Source organism: Bradyrhizobium sp. Ce-3, from assembly GCF_022835695.1.
GTDB lineage: Bacteria > Pseudomonadota > Alphaproteobacteria > Rhizobiales > Xanthobacteraceae > Bradyrhizobium.
Genome location: NZ_BQUV01000011.1, coordinates 70191 through 87186 on the forward strand (window position 1 = coordinate 70191; position 16996 = coordinate 87186).

The 16996-nt window shown below is 65.4% G+C and carries 17 protein-coding genes and 1 pseudogene; 10 read left to right on the forward strand and 8 right to left on the reverse strand.

The genetic code is table 11. The annotated features are described in order from the left end of the window. Nucleotides 1–40 precede the first annotated feature (40 nt). Nucleotides 41–1120: a peptide chain release factor 1 gene (prfA, locus tag BRSPCE3_RS31320; protein WP_244070249.1), complete on the forward strand. Its 1080-nt coding sequence runs from the start codon at nucleotides 41–43 to the stop codon at nucleotides 1118–1120. A gap of 32 nt (nucleotides 1121–1152) precedes the next feature. Here prfA and BRSPCE3_RS31325 read toward each other — a convergent pair whose 3' ends face one another. Both BRSPCE3_RS31325 and BRSPCE3_RS31330 read right to left on the reverse strand, forming a co-directional pair. Continuing rightward, nucleotides 1153–1620: a MarR family winged helix-turn-helix transcriptional regulator gene (locus tag BRSPCE3_RS31325; protein ID WP_244070251.1), complete on the reverse strand. Its 468-nt coding sequence runs from the start codon at nucleotides 1618–1620 to the stop codon at nucleotides 1153–1155. A gap of 141 nt (nucleotides 1621–1761) precedes the next feature. Next, complete coding sequence (locus BRSPCE3_RS31330; protein WP_244070253.1) at nucleotides 1762–2202, reverse strand: hypothetical protein; 441 nt, start codon at nucleotides 2200–2202, stop codon at nucleotides 1762–1764. Nucleotides 2203–2494: 292 nt separating this feature from the next. Between BRSPCE3_RS31330 and BRSPCE3_RS31335 the strand changes: the two genes are divergently transcribed. From BRSPCE3_RS31335 to BRSPCE3_RS31350, 4 genes are all read left to right on the forward strand, one after another. Then, nucleotides 2495–3850 (forward strand): substrate-binding protein, encoded by a 1356-nt coding sequence (locus BRSPCE3_RS31335; RefSeq protein ID WP_244070255.1) that lies wholly within the window; start codon nucleotides 2495–2497, stop codon nucleotides 3848–3850. Between the two features lie 102 nt (nucleotides 3851–3952). Continuing rightward, nucleotides 3953–4828 (forward strand): branched-chain amino acid ABC transporter permease, encoded by an 876-nt coding sequence (locus tag BRSPCE3_RS31340; protein ID WP_244070257.1) that lies wholly within the window; start codon nucleotides 3953–3955, stop codon nucleotides 4826–4828. A 13-nt stretch (nucleotides 4829–4841) separates the two neighbouring features. Continuing rightward, entirely contained in the window at nucleotides 4842–6701 is a 1860-nt protein-coding gene (locus tag BRSPCE3_RS31345) for an ATP-binding cassette domain-containing protein (RefSeq protein WP_244070259.1), read from the forward strand. Continuing rightward, complete coding sequence (locus BRSPCE3_RS31350) at nucleotides 6698–7396, forward strand: ABC transporter ATP-binding protein (RefSeq protein ID WP_244070261.1); 699 nt, start codon at nucleotides 6698–6700, stop codon at nucleotides 7394–7396. The genes BRSPCE3_RS31345 and BRSPCE3_RS31350 overlap by 4 nt, the downstream gene beginning before the upstream one ends. Here BRSPCE3_RS31350 and BRSPCE3_RS31355 read toward each other — a convergent pair. Next, entirely contained in the window at nucleotides 7393–7818 is a 426-nt protein-coding gene (locus BRSPCE3_RS31355) for an HIT domain-containing protein (RefSeq protein WP_244070647.1), read from the reverse strand. The genes BRSPCE3_RS31350 and BRSPCE3_RS31355 overlap by 4 nt on opposite strands. Nucleotides 7819–7922: 104 nt before the next feature. On the opposite strand from BRSPCE3_RS31355, the gene prmC reads away from it, so the two are divergent. Both prmC and BRSPCE3_RS31365 read left to right on the forward strand, forming a co-directional pair. Beyond that, a complete protein-coding gene (prmC, locus tag BRSPCE3_RS31360; protein ID WP_244070263.1) occupies nucleotides 7923–8810 on the forward strand; it encodes a peptide chain release factor N(5)-glutamine methyltransferase in 888 nt (295 codons plus the stop codon). 482 nt (nucleotides 8811–9292) lie between these two features. After that, nucleotides 9293–10072 carry a DUF4167 domain-containing protein gene (locus BRSPCE3_RS31365; RefSeq protein ID WP_244070265.1) on the forward strand — a complete coding sequence of 260 codons (780 nt, stop codon included), beginning with the start codon at nucleotides 9293–9295 and terminating at the stop codon, nucleotides 10070–10072. A gap of 45 nt (nucleotides 10073–10117) precedes the next feature. On the opposite strand, the gene BRSPCE3_RS31370 is transcribed toward BRSPCE3_RS31365, so the two are convergent. Continuing rightward, nucleotides 10118–10867 (reverse strand): class I SAM-dependent methyltransferase, encoded by a 750-nt coding sequence (locus BRSPCE3_RS31370; protein ID WP_244070267.1) that lies wholly within the window; start codon nucleotides 10865–10867, stop codon nucleotides 10118–10120. Between the two features lie 183 nt (nucleotides 10868–11050). Between BRSPCE3_RS31370 and gloB the strand changes: the two genes are divergently transcribed. Then, nucleotides 11051–11818, forward strand: coding sequence for a hydroxyacylglutathione hydrolase (gloB, locus tag BRSPCE3_RS31375; RefSeq protein WP_244070269.1), 768 nt, complete (start codon nucleotides 11051–11053; stop codon nucleotides 11816–11818). After that, on the forward strand, nucleotides 11818–12261 hold the full coding sequence (locus BRSPCE3_RS31380; protein ID WP_244070271.1) for a cupin domain-containing protein: 444 nt from the start codon (nucleotides 11818–11820) through the stop codon (nucleotides 12259–12261). The genes gloB and BRSPCE3_RS31380 overlap by 1 nt, the downstream gene beginning before the upstream one ends. A 119-nt stretch (nucleotides 12262–12380) precedes the next feature. Here the strand turns inward: BRSPCE3_RS31380 and BRSPCE3_RS31385 are convergent, their stop codons facing one another. From BRSPCE3_RS31385 to BRSPCE3_RS31395, 3 genes are all read right to left on the reverse strand, one after another. Continuing rightward, nucleotides 12381–13247: a DMT family transporter gene (locus BRSPCE3_RS31385; protein ID WP_244070273.1), complete on the reverse strand. Its 867-nt coding sequence runs from the start codon at nucleotides 13245–13247 to the stop codon at nucleotides 12381–12383. Between the two features lie 135 nt (nucleotides 13248–13382). After that, nucleotides 13383–14108 carry an acetoacetyl-CoA reductase gene (phbB, locus tag BRSPCE3_RS31390; RefSeq protein ID WP_050425845.1) on the reverse strand — a complete coding sequence of 242 codons (726 nt, stop codon included), beginning with the start codon at nucleotides 14106–14108 and terminating at the stop codon, nucleotides 13383–13385. 267 nt (nucleotides 14109–14375) lie between these two features. Further along, complete coding sequence (locus tag BRSPCE3_RS31395; RefSeq protein ID WP_244070275.1) at nucleotides 14376–15554, reverse strand: acetyl-CoA C-acetyltransferase; 1179 nt, start codon at nucleotides 15552–15554, stop codon at nucleotides 14376–14378. 313 nt (nucleotides 15555–15867) lie between these two features. Between BRSPCE3_RS31395 and phaR the strand changes: the two genes are divergently transcribed. Further along, nucleotides 15868–16461, forward strand: coding sequence for a polyhydroxyalkanoate synthesis repressor PhaR (gene phaR, locus BRSPCE3_RS31400; RefSeq protein WP_244070277.1), 594 nt, complete (start codon nucleotides 15868–15870; stop codon nucleotides 16459–16461). 127 nt (nucleotides 16462–16588) lie between these two features. On the opposite strand, the pseudogene BRSPCE3_RS31405 reads toward phaR, so the two are convergent. After that, nucleotides 16589–16974, reverse strand: a pseudogene (locus BRSPCE3_RS31405) (RidA family protein). Between the last annotated feature and the right edge of the window lie 22 nt (nucleotides 16975–16996).

Below are 16996 nucleotides of genomic sequence, written 5' to 3' on the forward strand. Positions count from 1 at the left end.
TCGCCACCCTTCGCGCTTTCCGCAAATTCGAGATACCGCCATGCTACCCGAAGCCAAACTCGACGTCCTGCTCGCCCATCACGCCTCGCTCGAGGCCGAGCTGCTCCGCGACGTCAAGTCCGATCGCTATGTTGCGATCACCCGCGAGCTCGCCGAGCTCAATCCGCTGATCGATGCCGTCAAGCTCTATCGCGCCGCCCGGTCGGAGCTCACCGACACCGAGGCGATGCTGGCCGATGCGGGGACTGACGCCGAGATGCGCAGCATGGCGGAAGCCGAGCTCGAGACCTTGCAGGTGCGGATCGGCGATCTCGAGCAGCAGATCCGCATCGCGCTGTTGCCGAAGGACGCGATGGACGACCGCAACGTGGTGCTGGAAATCCGCGCCGGCACCGGCGGCGACGAGGCCTCGCTGTTCGCCGGCGACCTGTTCCGGATGTATGAGCGCTTCGCGGCGCTGCAGGGCTGGAAGGTCGAGGTGATCTCGGCGAGCGAAGGCACCGTCGGCGGCTACAAGGAAATCATCGCCGAGGTGCAGGGCCGCGGCGCCTTCGCCAAGCTGAAGTTCGAATCCGGCGTGCACCGGGTGCAGCGCGTGCCCGACACCGAGACCCAGGGCCGCATCCACACCTCGGCCGCGACCGTCGCGGTGCTGCCCGAAGTCGAGGATGTCGATGTCGACATCAAGAACGACGATCTGCGGATCGAGACCATGCGCGCCGGCGGCGCCGGCGGCCAGCACGTCAACAAGACCGAATCGGCGATCCGCATCACCCATCTGCCGACCGGCATCGTGGTGATGATGCAGGACAGCCGCTCGCAGCATAAGAACCGGGCGTCGGCGATGAACATCCTGCGCTCGCGCATCTACGACGCCGAGCGCCAGCGCGTCGAGGCCGCGCGCTCCGCCGACCGCAAGGAGAAGGTCGGCTCCGGCGACCGGAGCGAGCGCATCCGCACCTATAATTTCCCGCAAGGACGCGTCACCGACCACCGCATCAACCTGACGCTCTACAAGCTGCCGCAGGTGATCGCGGGCGAAAGCTTAGGCGAACTGATCGACGCGCTGACCACCGAGCACCAGGCCGCGCAGCTCGCCGCACAGGGCGCGGCGGCCTGAGCGGCGCCGTCATTCGCCGCCGAACGTGCCGTTCAGGTCTCGGCGGGCGGAGAGGACCGCAGCAGGCGGCGCAACGCCGGGCTCGCGGCACGGCGGAGTTCCTCGATGTTCTTCTTCGAGACCGCCAGGAGCTTTTGCTCACCCTTCGCCGTCAGCCTGAGCTGAACCCGCCTGCCGTCCACGGGATCGGTCACCCGGCTGACCAGCCCGAGCTTGGCCATGCGATTCATCAATTCGACCGCGGAATGGTGCCGTATCAGCAGGAATCGCGCGATGTCACCGACGCTCGGAGGGCCTGGCTCGACGAAACCCTTGATCCCGAGCAGCGCCTGATGCTGCTGCGGCGTCAATCCGGCCTTCCGGGCTCCCTCCTCGCTGAATGCGAGAAACGTTCGTAGCTCGAAGCGAAACTGCGCCAGCGCCCGGTAGTCCACCGTCACGGCCGCCGACTTGCGTTTCGTGGCTCCGACTGCCGGTTGTCGCTGCTTGGCTTGAGGCATTCCGTGGTCTCGCTGCTGGCTCGCTCCGCCTGATGGCGGAAGCCGGGCAACGCTACCAAGCCCGCGCCGGACGGACCATCCTACCGGCAGCCTTTGCACCCATGTTTCGACGGTTTGACGATCGGGCAGCGCGGGGCGACATCACGGCTGCGGCCAGTGATCATAGCTCGAGCTCAGGATCTTCAGCAGGACGATCTGGAAGGCGACCGGAATCCGCGGGCTCCTGCGGCGGATCGACTTCTCCAGCGCTTCGGTGATCTCGCTCTTGGTCAGATGCCCGGCCGAGGCCCGCTCGACCAGCCCGCCCCAGACCTCCGACAGCGACTTGCCGGTATGATGCGGTGAGGGAATCGAGATCCCGCGCGTCTCGGCCCAGTCGATGATCTCGCGCATGGTCTGCCGCCCGCAATTCCGCGCGGTCGCAAGATGGCGCGCAGTGAGCAGGCGCAACAGATCGTCCGGCGGCGTCCAGCCGAGCTTCGGCGGCACCTCGTCGAGCAGCTCGACCGCCAGCTCCTTCAGGACGTTGAGCGCGCGGATGCTCAGGCCGCTCGACGGCTCGGCGCCGCCGTCTTCGGTCACGGCGTGCTCTGCGGCGGTTGCGGTGCGATTTGACGGCTCCTGGATCATCGCCCCCTCATTTACAGGACCCGAACCCGGGCGGTAAACCCTCGATGTATCGTAGACCGACATTAATTCCATCGTAGACCGATATGATTCGACGAAAGGTGACATTGACTAAATATCCCGGTGGGGAATTGTAGCTGTGACGGGCTGCTCCAGCGCAGCCGGCGCATCCTGCCGCCGATCGATCCGATCCGGCGGCCAATGAACATGCGCGCCAACAATCAATATAATTGGAGGATAGTAAGCGATGAGCACCAAGGATTTCCGGCCGGGCAGAACACCGAACGTCTCGCGTCGCACCCTGCTGCAGGCCGGCGCAGGCCTGATCGGCGGCACCGTGCTGCCGGCTTCGATCGCATCGCAGGCATTCGCCGAGGACCATCCGGCGATCGGCACCTTTCCCGCCGGCACGTCAGGCTCCTCGGCCTTCATCGGCATCTCGGTGCCGCGCACCGGCACCTATGCGGTGCAGGGCGAGGATGAGCTGAAGGGCTACCAGCTCGCGATCGAGCACATCAACAGCGGCCACGAGCTGATCAAGAAGATCTCGCCGAAGACCTCAAAGGGCGTGCTCGGCAAGGAGCTGAAATTCGGCGTGGCGGATTCCGCGGCGAAGCCGAACGAGGCGGTGCAGGCGCAGCAGCGCTTCATCTCGGAGAACAAGGCGGTGATGATCACCGGCGGCACCTCGAGCGCGGTCGCGGTCGCGCTGAACAAGCTGGCGCAGCGCGAGAAGGTGATCTTCGTCTGCGGCATCTCCGGCTCCAACGACACCACCGGCAAGGATTGCGTGCGTTACGGCTTCCGCCAGAACTTCTTCGGCCAGACCGCGGCGGCGGCGATCGCGCCGGTGCTGATCAAGCAGTTCGGCAAGAACAAGAAGGCCGCGTACCTGACGCCCGACTACACCTACGGCCACACCGTCACCAAATCGATGCAGGACTTCCTCGCCGGCGCGGGCTGGACCACGGTCACCAACCAGGTGTCGCCGCTCGGCGCGCCGGACTATTCGTCGTACCTGCTCAATGTCGCCAATTCCGGCGCCGACGTGCTGATCAACGTCAACTGGGGCCACGACGCCGTGCTGTCGACGCAGCAGGCCAAGCAGTTCGGCGTGCTCGACAAGATGAAGCTCGTGGTGCCCTACCAGGTGCCGTTCATCGCGCGCGAGACCGGCGGCCTGATGCAGGGCGTCTACGCCGCGACCGACTATTGGTGGACCATCGAGGACAAGTATCCGCTGGCCAAGATGTTCAACGAGACCTTCGAGAAGAAGTTCGGCTACAAGCCGGAATGGGGCGCCGAGAACGCCTATGTCAGCTTCGCGCACTGGGCCCGCATGGTCGAGGAAGCCGGCAGCTTCTATCCGCCCGACGTCATCAAGGCCTACGAGAAGGGCGAGACGCTGCCGTCGCTGGTCGGCGACGTGCACTATCGCCCCGAAGATCACCAGTGCGTCCGTCCCGTCATCATCGTCCGCGGCAAGATGGAAAAGGAGATGAAGAACAAGGAGGACTATTACGAGGTGGTCGAGATCGTCCCCGGCGACGGCCTGATGCAGAAGCCGGATGCGTTCGGCTGCCATCTCGGCGACTACACCTGATTAACATGGGAAAGACTCGGCGCCGTGGGCGGGGCGACCTGACCCGCGGCGCCGCTTTGTGTCGACATGCTTTCTCTTAATCGGGCCAACTGAACGCACGCCATGATCAACTGGCCAAATTTCGTCTCGCAACTGTTCAACGGGCTGGCGCTCGGCGCGCTGCTCGCGCTGATCAGCTCCGGGCTGACGATCATCTACGGCACCCTCGGGGTGCTCAACCTCGCCCACGGCGCCATGTTCATGATCGGCGGCTACGCCGGTTACGTGACCTATTCCTACACCGGCTCGTTCATTCTCGCCGTCATTGCCGGATCGCTGTTCGTGATGCTGCTCGGGGTGGCGATGGAGCGGATCATCATCCGCCACTTCTACCATCGCCCGCATGAGGACCAGCTGCTGGTGACGTTCGGGCTCGGCATCTGCTTCGTCGAGATCGTGCGGCTGATCTTCACCAGCCAGTCGCAGGTGGCGCCGCCGCCGGCGCTGCTGCAGGGCATCACCTCGCTCGGCTTCCTGTTCTACCCGACCTACCGGCTCGCGGTGGTCGGCATCGTCGCGGTCGCGCTCGGCGGGCTGTTCCTGATCCTGTACCGCACCCGGCTCGGCATGATCGTGCGCGCCGGCATCGAGGATTCGGTGATGGTCGATTCGCTCGGCATCAACGTCTACCGCGTCTTCATGATCGTGTTCGGCATCGGCGCGATGGCCGCGGGCTTTGCCGGCATCATCAATGCGCCGGTGGTGTCGCTGACGCCAGGGGTCGGCGACGACATCCTGGTCGAGACCTTCGTGGTGGTGGTGATCGGCGGCGTCGGCTCGTTTCCCGGCGCCATCCTCGGCGGATTGATCGCCGGCGAGATCATCAGCATCACCTCGATGTTCAACCCCGGTTACGCCTACGTCATGCTGTTCGCGGCGATGACGCTCGTGCTCGTGCTCCGACCGCACGGCCTGCTCGGCACGCAGGGCCGCGAATGACGACGGATCTGAAATGCTGAAACAGCGCCCATATCTGATCGAACTCCTGACGGCCGCGGGCCTGATCGTCGCACCCTTCGTGCTGCCGTGGTTCGGCTTCGCACCCAACACGGTGAACCGGATCCTGGTCTGGGGCCTGTTCGGGCTTGGCTTCGACATCCTGTTCGGCTTCACCGGCCTGCTGTCGTTCGGTCAGTCGGCATTCTACGGCACCGGCGGCTTCGTCGCCGCCTGGCTGCTGACCCGCGCCGGCTTTCCGAACGTGGTGCTCGCGCTCGTCATCGGCATGATCGCGGCCGCCGCCGCCGGCTACCTGATCGGCCTGATCGCGCTGCGCCGTACCGGCATCTACTTCGCGATGATCACGGTCGCGATCGCGGAGGTGTTCTTCTTCGTCGAGTTCAATCCGCTGTCGGACTTCACCGGCGGCGAGAACGGGCTGCCGGGCGTGCCGACCCCGAGCTTCAATCTCGGCTTCACCACGCTGCATTTCACCACCGGCTGGTCGCTCTACCAGTTCCTGGCGCTGTGCTACTTCATCGGCGTCGTGATCGCGCTGCGCATCGTGCGCTCGCCGGTCGGCGCCGTGTTCAGTGCCATCAGAGACAATCCACTGCGCGCGACTGCGGTCGGCCACAACATCCACGGCTACAAGCTGACCGCCTTCGTAATCGCCGCCGCCTATGCCGGCTTTGCCGGCGGGCTGCTCGGCGTGCTGCAGGCCTTCATGCCGCCCGACGCATTCACCTTCGACACGTCGGGCCAGCTCGTGATGCAGACCGCGATCGGCGGCCGCGGCACATTGTTCGGGCCGCTGGTCGGCGCCGCGGTGTGGCTGTCGCTGCAGGATTTCCTGCAGGCGGCGCTCGGGCTCGGCGCGGCCTGGAAGCTCGTGCTCGGCGTCGTGTTCGTGCTGCTGGTCTGCTTCCTGCGCCGCGGCATCATCGGCGGCCTCGCCGATCTGTCTGATCTGCTGACCGGACAGCGCGGCGCCCGCGAGCCGGAGGAGAGCGAGCCGGAGGTAGCCGCCGTCGCAAGCGCGCCGCACGCCGCGGTCGCCGACGCTGCGCCGACGCCTGTGCGGGCCCGCCCCGAGGGCGGACCGACCGGTCCAATCCTCCAGGCCAAAGGCCTGACCAAGCGCTATGGCGGCCTGCTTGCCAACAGCGACATCGACTTCACCGTCAATCACGGCGAGCTGCGCGGCATCATCGGCCCGAACGGCGCCGGCAAGTCGACCTTCTTCAAGATGCTGACCTGCGAGGTGCACCCGACCTCCGGCACCATCCTGTTCGAGGGCCGCGACATCACCGGCATGAACGTCACCGACGTCTGCCAGCTCGGCCTGACCAAGAGCTACCAGGTCAACCAGCTGTTCGCCGGGCTCACGGTGCGCGAGAATCTGGTGATCGCGGCGCTATCGGGGCTTCGCGGCAAGTTCAAGCTCGATCTGTTCCGCAGCATCGACAGCATCCCCGGCCTCACCGAGCGCGTGCAGCACACGCTGGAGCTGGTCAATCTCGCCTCGCGGCCCGATACGCCGGTCGCCGAGCTCGCCTATGGCGAGAAACGGCGGCTGGAGATCGGGCTGGCGCTGGCGACGTCGCCGAGCCTGCTGCTGCTCGACGAGCCGCTGGCCGGCATGAGCCCGCGCGAACGCGTCGAGACCGTGAAGCTGTTGAAGTCGATCAGCCAGGGCCGCACCATGATCATCATCGATCACGACATGGATGCGTTGTTCGAGCTCGCCGAGCGCGTCACCGTGCTGCAGGAGGGCCGCGTGCTGGTCGAAGGGACGCCGGAAGAGATCAAGAACAATTCGACCGTCCAGGAAGCCTATCTTGGCGGCGTGCATGGAGTGCTCGCCGCATGAGCCTGCTCGAAGTCAACGGACTGAACAGCTACTACGGCGATTCGCACATCCTGTTCGACGTCTCGATGCGGGTCGAGCGCAACGAAGTGGTGGCGCTGCTCGGCCGCAACGGCGCCGGCAAGAGCACGACGTTGAAGAGCCTGATGGGCGTGGTCACCCCGCGCCGGGGCTCGGTGAAGTTCGACGGCGTCGATATCGCCGGCAAGAAGAGCCACAAGATCGCGCAGGCCGGCATGCAGCTGGTCCACGAGGAGCGCCGCATCTTCGGCAGCCTGAGCGTCGAGGAGAACCTGGTGATCGCGGGCCTGACCGCCTCGCAGCGCTGGCCGCTCGACCGCATCTACGAAATGTTCCCGCGGCTGCGGGAACGGCGCGGCAACCGCGGCACCGATCTGTCCGGCGGCGAGCAGCAGATGCTGGCAATCGCGCGCGCGCTGGTGCGCGATCCCAAGATCATCCTGCTCGACGAGCCGTTCGAGGGACTGGCGCCGGTGATCGTGCGCGACCTGATGAAGGCGTGCCGCGACCTCGCCGAGGCCGGACAGACCATCGTGCTGGTGGAGCAGAACCTCGCCGCGACGCTGGCACTGGCGCAGCGCATCTACATCATCAACAACGGGCACATCGTCCATGAAGGGCCGGCGCAGGAGATCAAGGCGCAGCCCGAGGTCCTGCAACGCTATCTCGGCGTCTAGCCTGCAAGCGCCGCGATCATGCGTCTGGCATGATCGGCGAGCACGTCCATCTCCGCCTTGACGGTCTGCGCGGGCAGCAGGGCGACGCCGGCCTTCACCGGCATCACATGCATATGCAGGTGGAACACCACCTGACCGCTGGCAGGCTCGCTGAACTGCTGGATGATGATGCCGTCGGCGGCAAACGCCTTCATCGCGGCGATCGCGATGCGCTTCGCCGTCCGCGCCACCGCGGCAAGATCGTCCTCCGCGATATCAAGGATGCCGCGCGCGGGCGCCTTCGGAATCACCAAGGTATGCCCCGGCGAGCGCGGCATGATGTCGAGGAATGCGAAGGTGCGGTCGGTCTCGTCAACCTTGAAGCTCGGGATCTCGCCGCGCAGGATTTTGGCGAAGATATTCTGGTCGTCATAGCCGGTCATGGTGGCGCGGTCCGGATCGATCATCGAGGCGTCGACCGTGCGCGCCGGCAGCAAAGGGCGCAAGCGATATCGACGCCGCATCGACCATCGGCTAACAACGCGCGATGAGCGCATTCGCCGAACATGGCCAGACCGTCGAGACGATCAGGCGCAGCCTCGCCGCGCGCCTGAAGGCGGCTGGCCACGACGCGGCCGAGCTCGACGCGCGGCTGCTGGTCGGCGCCGCACTGGGGCTCGATCTGACCGGCATGGTGACCGGCGCCCAGCGCATCCTGACGAAGGACGAAGCGGATCGCCTGGAGGGCCTCGCGCAGCGCCGCCTCGCCGGCGAACCGGTCGCGCGCATTCTCGGCATCAAGGAGTTCTGGGGACTGCCGCTGCATCTGTCCGCCGCGACGCTGGTGCCGCGCCCCGACACCGAGACCGTGGTCGAGCGCGCGCTCGAACTGCTGCAGGCCGATGGCGCCGTCGGGCGCGCGTTGCGGATCGCCGATCTCGGCACCGGTTCCGGCGCGATCCTGCTGGCGCTGCTCTCGGAACTGCCGAACGCGCATGGCTTCGCCACCGACATCTCGACGGAGGCGCTGCAGACCGCGCGCCGCAACGCCGCCGAACTGGGACTGAGCCAGCGCACGACCTTTATCGCATGCGACTATGCTAGCGGCCTGGCCGGCGCGTTCGACCTGATCGTGTCCAATCCGCCCTACATCCCCTCGGCCGACATCGCCGGTCTCGACATCGAGGTGCGCGCGCATGACCCGCGCGCGGCGCTGGACGGCGGCGCCGACGGGCTCGATGCCTACCGTGCGCTGATTTCGCAATCTGCGGGTCTTTTGGTCCCGGGTGGATTACTGGTTGTGGAAGTTGGACAGGGCCAAAGTGCCGACGTTGAAGCGCTGATGACGGCTTCCGGGTTATCCCCAACGGGTCGGCCCAGGGCCGATCTGGGGGGCATTCCGAGGGCCGTTTCGGGGCGCCGGCCGCCCCGATAAAGTCCTATTGGAACGCAAAAAAACCTCTTGGATTATCCCCCGGGAACGACTACGTTCCGGGCACAACATCGGTGCTGGCCCCGTAATCGTTACGGGTGATGACCAGGGTTCAGCAGAGCCCGCCGATCGAAAGGTTCCAGGAACGCAGGTCTCATTGAGCGCAATAGCCGAAGCTGTGCTGCTCTGACCGCCAAGCGAACGAAAGCCTGTTATTGCGCTTGAAGACTTACGCACGAGAACTGGGCCTGTCTCAACGGGCGGAATGATTTGGTCGCTGGCGGACTTTGCCGGCGGCGGTTGGGGAACGCGTCTTTGCTGAACGCGATGGTCGGCAACATCGAAGCCACTTCGAACGGTACTGCGATTCCGTGCGCCTAGGCGCGCGCCGAATCGGACTCTGGGAATTGGACTTTTGAGAATCGGACTTCTGAGAATCGCACTGTGGACTGCAATAACTTCAGGGCTGGAATAAAAGGCGACAGATGAGAAACGGTCAGAATAACAAGCGGATGCGCAACCGGAATAATAACAACAATAACAACAACAATAACCGGCGCGGCCAGAATCCCCTGACACGGGTGTATGAATCCAACGGACCCGACATCAAGATCCGCGGCACGGCCTCCCACGTGGCCGAGAAATACGTCCAGCTGGCACGCGATGCACGCTCCTCCGGCGATCCGGTGGCGGCCGAGAACTACTACCAGCACGCCGAGCACTATTACCGGATCATCGCCGCCGCGCAGGAGCAATTCCGGCAGAACCAGCAGCAGCCGCGCCCCGACGCTGAGCCGGTCGCGACCGAAGACGACGACGGCGACGGCTATTCGAGCTTCGGCCAGGAGCCGGGCTTCGTGCCGCAGCAGCAGCAACCCTTCGCGCGCGAGAACGGCCAGCAGCCGTACCAGCGCGAGCAGCAGCAGCCGCGCGAGCATCGCGAGCGTGATCAGCAGCCGCGTGAGCAGCAGCCGCGCGAACATCGTGAGCGCGAGCATCGTCCGCAGCCGCAATACCAGCCGCAACCGCAGAACCAGCCGCAGCCCGCGATGGCCGATGCCGGCGTCGATCGCCTGCCCTCGTTCATCACCGGCGGCGCGCAGCCGCAGGTCAATGGCGGCGCCTATGAAGCCAGCAATGGCGGCGCAGAACGTGGCGAACGCAGCGAGCGCTTCCCGCGCCGCCGCCGCCGTCCGCACGGTCCGCGCGCCGACATGGCGACGCAGCCGGCGCCGAGCGACGACTTCAATCCGGGCAACGAGTAACGCAACTGTGCGGCCACCCTCCCCTGGAGGGGGAGGGTGCGTTCATCACTCCGCGTGACTCGATTTGCGCGTCGCCGTCGAGGACGGCACCAGCACCGGACGCAAGGACGGGATCAGCTGCGGGCGTTCGCGGCGCGCCGGGATTGCGCGATAGACCTGCTTGCTCGCTTCCACGATATGCACGCCGGCGAACGGCATCGACAGCGCGGCGCCGGCGCGCTCCCACGCCATCGCCGAGCGCAGAAACCAGCTGCCCTGCACCGGCGGCATGAACAGCGCCTCGCCCCATGACGACGGCGTGAACCAGGTCTGCCGCAACAGCTGGGTGATCTGCGCCCGCGAGTAGGGCCGGCCATGGCCGAACGGCGTCGCATCGGTGCGGGTCCAGACGCCGCGGCGGTTCGGGATGATCGCGATCAGCCGCCCTGACGGCGACAGCACCCGCCACACCTCGCGCAGCAGCCGCTCCGGATCGTCGGACATCTCCAGCGCGTGCACCAGCAACACGCGGTCGACCGCGGCATCCGGCAGCGGCATCGAGAATTCGTCGATCAGGGTCGCCAGCGCCGGCCGCCCGGTCGGCCATTTCAGCACGCCCTGGGCCGCCGGCATGAAGGCGATGCAGCGCTCGCAGGTATCACGGAACAGGCCGAGATAGGGCGTCGGATAGCCGAGGCCGAGCACGCGCTGACCCTCCGCATTCGGCCACCGCGCGCGAATGCCGCGGTTGATCAGCTGCCGCGCCACGATGCCGAGGCGCTGCGAATAGAAGTCGCGGAGGTCGATGACGTCCATGATGCCAGCCTAACATGCCGCTCGCTGCCGGGGGGCGCGGAAATTTGCGTTGCCGCCGGAGCGTTAACGCCATATTTCACCCCTATATTGGGCGCGTTAAGAGCATGATCTGGAAAAGTCTGCACCGGTTTTTCGAATAGATCATGCTCTGACCTGTCCGTCCCGTTTGTTCGTGGAGATATCATGACCGCCGAAATTCGCACCTTCAGCTGCCTCACCGACAATTTCGGGTACCTGATCCACGATCCCGCGACCAAGGCGACGGCATCGATCGACGCGCCGGAAGCCGGCCCGATCATCAAGGCGCTGGAGCGCGAAGGCTGGACGCTGACCGACATCCTGATCACCCATCATCATGGCGACCATGTCGGCGGCGTCGCCGAGCTGAAGCAGAAATACGGTTGCCGCGTCGTCGCCCCGCACGACCAGTCGGCCAAGATCGCCAATGTCGATCTGCGCGCCGCCAATGCCGACGTCATCAAGGTCGGCAGCCTGTTGGCTCGCGTGGTCGAAACCCCCGGCCATACGCTCGACCATATCTCCTATGTGTTCGACGGCGAGAAGGCGGTGTTCGCCGCCGACACGCTGTTCTCGATCGGCTGCGGCCGGGTGTTCGAGGGCACCTATCCCATGATGTGGGATTCGCTCTTGAAGCTTCGCTCGCTGCCGGACGATTTTCGTCTGTATTGCGGCCATGAATACACCGCCTCCAACGTGAAGTTCGCGCTCACCATCGAGCCTGACAATCCGGCGTTGCAGGCCCGCGCCGAGGAAGTCACAAAGCTGCGCGCCGAGGACAAGCCGACGATTCCGGTGCTGCTCGGCGACGAGAAGAAGGCCAACGTGTTCCTGCGCGCCGACGAGCCCGTTGTCGCGGCCAAGCTGCACATGAAGGGCGCCGACCCGGCGCTGGTGTTCGGCGAACTGCGCGAGCGCAAGAACAAGTCGTGATGTCACAGCTCTCCGCTGCCGACATCATCGCGCGGCTCGCGCTGCAGCCGCATCCCGAAGGCGGGCATTATCGCGAGACGTTTCGCGATGCGCGCTGCGACGCCAGTGGACGCGCGCATTCGACCGCGATCTACTTCCTGCTCGCGCGCGGCGAGCGCTCGCACTGGCACCGCATCGACGCGGTCGAGATGTGGCACTATTACGCCGGCGCGCCGCTGACGCTGCGGATCGCGCAGGACGGTGAGCCGCAGCGCGCGATCACGCTCGGGCCTGACGTCATCAGCGGCCAACAGCCGCAGGCGATCGTGCCGGCCGGCGCCTGGCAGGCCGCCGAGAGCAGCGGCGACTGGACGCTGGTCGGCTGCACCGTAGCGCCGGGATTCGAGTTTTCGAAGTTCGAGCTGGCGCCGAGGAACTGGGAGCCTGCTTCCCTGTCATCCTGAGGAGCGCCGCAGGCGCGTCTCGAAGGATGAATCGGCCACAGTCGGGCCGTCGACCCTTCGAGACGGCCGCGTTGCGGCCTCCTCAGGGTGACGGTGAAGCAGGCTTCGCTCTTCCGACCCTACTTCCGCAGCACCATATCCTTCGCCGCAATCAGCCCGCCGCCGGCAATCAGGATCGCGGCGATGGCGATGTTGGCGCTCGGCTTGGCGAATCCCGCAGCAATCAGGAACGCGGTCGAGAGCAGCGGCGTGGCGTAGGAGGCGGCGCCGAGCACGCGGATGTCGCCGCGCTTCATGCCGATGTCCCAGGCAAAGAACGCCGCGCCCACCGGACCGATGCCGAGTGCCACGACCGCCAGCCATTGCAGCGGCGTCGCGGGCCACACCGTGGTTTCCACCATCATGTGCACCGACGCGGCAAGCACCGCCGTCGCGAGGCAAAAGCCCGCCACCGCATCCGTCGGCACCGCCTTGAGCCGGCGCGACATCACCGAATAGGCAGCCCAGACGAACGCCGCGACGAAGGCCGCCGCGAAGCCTGGGATCTGCTCTCTCGCAAAGTTGCCGGTGTTGCCGGCGAACAGCAGCACGGTGCCAACAAGGCCAAGCAGCGCGCCGACGATGTGATGGACCGCCAACCGCTCGCCCGGCAGCAGCGAGGAGAACAGCACGATCAGCAGCGGCCAGAGATAGTTGAGCAGGCCGGCCTCGGCCGGCGGCGCGAAACGCAGCGCCAGGAAATACAGCGCGTGATAGCCGAACAGCCCGCCGACGCCGACGGCCCAGGCAACCAGCGGCTGCTTCAATGCGCCGAAGGCCTCGGGACGAAAGAGGAAGCTTGCGAACGCGACCACAGCGCCGATCGCAAAGGTCATGGCGGCGAGCTGGAACGCCGGGATCGCCCCGGTCGCGACCGTCATGACCGACAGCAGCGACCACATCAGGATGGCGGTCAGTCCGACAAGGGTGGCAGTTCGGGTCGTCATCTCGATACATTCCGTCGTGGCCGCGCCGGCCGCGTCTTCTTCGCGCCTCGCGGTTGTAACGACGAAAATGCCCGGCACAAGGCCGGGCATCACGACTTGATTGATGGCGCCTGCGACGCGACGACGCTTCCCGCGTCAGGCGTGATACTGGCCGCCGTTCACGGTCAGGGTCGAGCCGGTGATGAAGCCGGCATCGTCGGCGGCGAGGAACACGACCGCGCGCGCGATCTCCTCGGGTTCGCCGAGCCGGTTGACCGGAATCTGCGGGATCACGTTCTTCTCGAGCACGTCCTTCGGCACCGCCTGCACCATCTCGGTGTTGATGTAGCCCGGGCAGATCACGTTGACGGTGATGCCGCCCTTGGCATTCTCCAGCGCCAGGGCCTTGGTGAAGCCGATGTCGCCGGCCTTTGCCGCCGAGTAGTTGACCTGGCCGAACTGGCCCTTCTGGCCGTTGATCGAGGAGATCGAGATGACGCGGCCGAACTTGCGGGCGCGCATGCCCTCGATCACCTGCCGCGTCATGTTGAACAGCGAGCCGAGATTGGTGTTGATCACGGCATTCCACTGCTCGAGCGTCATCTTGTGGAACGCGGTATCCTTGGTGATGCCGGCATTGTTGACCAGCACGTCGACCGGCCCGAGATCGGCCTCGACCTGCTTGACGCCGGCCGCGCAGGCGTCAAACGAGGAGACGTCCCACTTGTAGACGGGAATCCCGCTCTCCGCCTTGAACTTCTCCGCCGCGGCGTCATTGCCGGCATAGCTTGCCGCCACCTTGTAGCCCGCCGCTTTCAGCGCCTTGCTGATCGCAGCTCCAATGCCCCGCGTTCCGCCCGTCACCAATGCAACACGTGCCATGTCCGTCTCCTCCTTGGCCGTCTTTTATAACCGGATCGCTCCGGTCTCCGCACTCACTCAACAAAGCGCGATGAGATTGGGTCGAATCGTCATCGCGCTTTAGCTCCCTTTTTGAGCATGATCCTTTCGGAAAACCGCTTCACACTTTTCCGGATCATGCTCCCGAAACAAAAATGCCCGGCACAAAGCCGGGCATCTTTTCTATCAGCTCGCGCCGTGGTTGACAGATGATCTTTTCATCACCTAACCGACCTCGCTGCCTTTTGTTCAGTCGCGTGCAACGCACATAGCGATGCCCATGCCGCCGCCGATGCACAGCGTCGCGAGGCCCTTCTTGGCATCGCGCTTCTGCATCTCGTGCAGCAGCGTCACCAGCACGCGCGCACCGGAGGCGCCGACCGGATGGCCGATCGCGATCGCGCCGCCATTGACGTTGACCTTGGCCGGATCCCAGCCGAGGTCCTTGTTGACGGCGCAGGCCTGCGCGGCGAACGCCTCGTTGGCCTCGATCAGGTCGAGGTCGGCGATGTTCCAGCCGGCCTTCTTCAGCGCGCTACGCGAGGCGGGGATCGGACCGGTGCCCATGATCTTGGGGTCGACGCCGGCCTGGCCCCACGAGACGATGCGGGCGAGCACCTTCTTGCCCTGCTTGGCGGCTTCCTTGGCGGTCATCAGCACCACGGCAGCGGCGCCGTCATTGATGCCCGAGGCGTTGCCGGCGGTCACGGTGCCGTCCTTCTCGAAGGCCGCGCGGAGCTTGGCCATCGCATCGATCGTCGCGCCATGGCGCGGATATTCGTCGGCGTCGACCACGATGTCGCCCTTGCGGGACTTGATGGTGACCGGGACGATCTCGTCCTTGAACTTGCCGGCCTTCTGCGCCGCCTCGGCCTTGTTCTGCGAGCCGACCGCGAACTCGTCCTGCTGCGAACGGGTGATCTGGTACTGCTTGGCGACGTTCTCGGCGGTGTTGCCCATGTGGTAGCCGTTGAAGGCATCCCACAGGCCGTCCTTGATCATGGTGTCGATCAACTGAAGGTCGCCCATCTTGACGCCGCCGCGCAGATATTGCGCGTGCGGGGCCATGCTCATGGATTCCTGGCCGCCGGCGACGACGATGGAGGAATCGCCGTTGAGCAGCGCCTGGTAGCCGAGCGCCACCGTGCGCAGGCCCGAGCCGCAGAGCTGGTTGACGCCCCAGGCCGGGCTTTCCACCGGGATGCCGGCCGCGATCGAGGCCTGGCGGGCCGGGTTCTGGCCCTGGGCCGCGGTGAGGATCTGGCCCATGATGACTTCGGAGACCTGACCACCCTCGACGCCGGCACGCTCCAGCGCCGCCTTGATGGCGATCGCGCCGAGATCGTGGGCCGGCGTGGTGGCGAACGCGCCGTTGAAGCTACCGACGGGGGTGCGGGCGGCGCTGACGATGACGACATCGTCTGACATGGACATCTCCTATGGGTTGTCGCTGGGTTTCTCGACGGCGGGCGGCCGGTTTGGCGGGCCTGTCTCTTGACGACTATCCTGTAAACCTCGTCGAGACATGTCAATCGAACTGTCACGCAAAACGCGCCGCGGCGCACTCAAAATGGCGCCCTTGGCACATTCCTGAGCAAATCCTATGCTTTGGAATTAACCGCAAAGCACAAAACGGTAGCCGAACGGCTTTGAAAATGCTTACCTTTGCTGCGATGCGTTGCATTTAGCCCTGCGGCGATGCCGTCCGGGTCCAGGTTCTTCGGTGTTGAAGTGAGAGCCCATGGCAAAATCTGAACAACCGACCACGATCAAGAAATACGCGAACCGGCGGCTCTATAATACCGGTACGAGCACCTATGTGACGCTCGAGGATCTCGCGGCGATGGTGAAGGAAGGCGAGGATTTCCTCGTCTATGACGCCAAGACAGGTGACGACATCACCCGCTCCGTGCTCGCGCAAATCATCTTCGAGCAGGAGAACAAGGCCGGCCAGAATCTGCTGCCGACCACCTTCCTCCGGCAGCTGATCCGGTTCTACGGCGACAGCATGCAGATGGTGGTGCCGAAATATCTCGAGCAGTCGATCGATACGTTGACCCGGGAACAAGAGCGATTTCGCAAGCAGATCGCCGGCGCCCTGAGCGGGACGCCGTTCGCGCCCCTGGAGGAACAGGTCCGCCGCAACATGGAGCTGTTCCAGCAGACCTTCTCGATGTTCAAGCCGTTCGTGCCGCAGCGCGGCGGCGGCGCCGAGCCCGAGAAGGTGCCGGAGCCCACGCCCGACGACGGCAACATCGACGACCTTCGCCGCCAGATGAAGGACATGCAGGAACGTCTCGAGCGCATGTCGCAGCCGGCGAAGAAGGACGAGTAGGTCTCGTTCCAGATCCTTTGGCCGTCGGCCGGGCCTCAAGCCGTTATCGCTTTTCAGATATCCTGACGGCGGCTCTCGCCGGCGTCAGGCGGTCGCCGCTTGATCACGCGTGCCCTCGCAGACGCGTCTATGCCGGCCGGCGGCAGACCAGATCGATTTCGATCAGCGCATCATAGGCGAGACCGGTGACGCCGACGCAGGTGCGCGCCGGCAGCCGGTCGGGCGGGAAGTAGCTGCGATAGGTCTCGTTCATCGCCGCATAGTCCTCCTTGAAGCGCGTCAGATAGATCCGCGACATCACGATATGCTCGAAGCCGAGATCGAGGCCCGCCAGCACCACGCGCAGGTTCTCCATCACCGCGCGGGTCTGCGCCACGATCCCGTCGGGCAATACGCCCGGTGCTGCCGGCGTATCCGGCATCTGGCCGGTGACGAACACGAAGCCGTCGGTCTCGACGCGTGGCTGAACGGCGCGACCGGCTTCGGGCCGCCGGATATCATGTGAAACTGCAACGACGTCTCCTCGCCTGCTCCG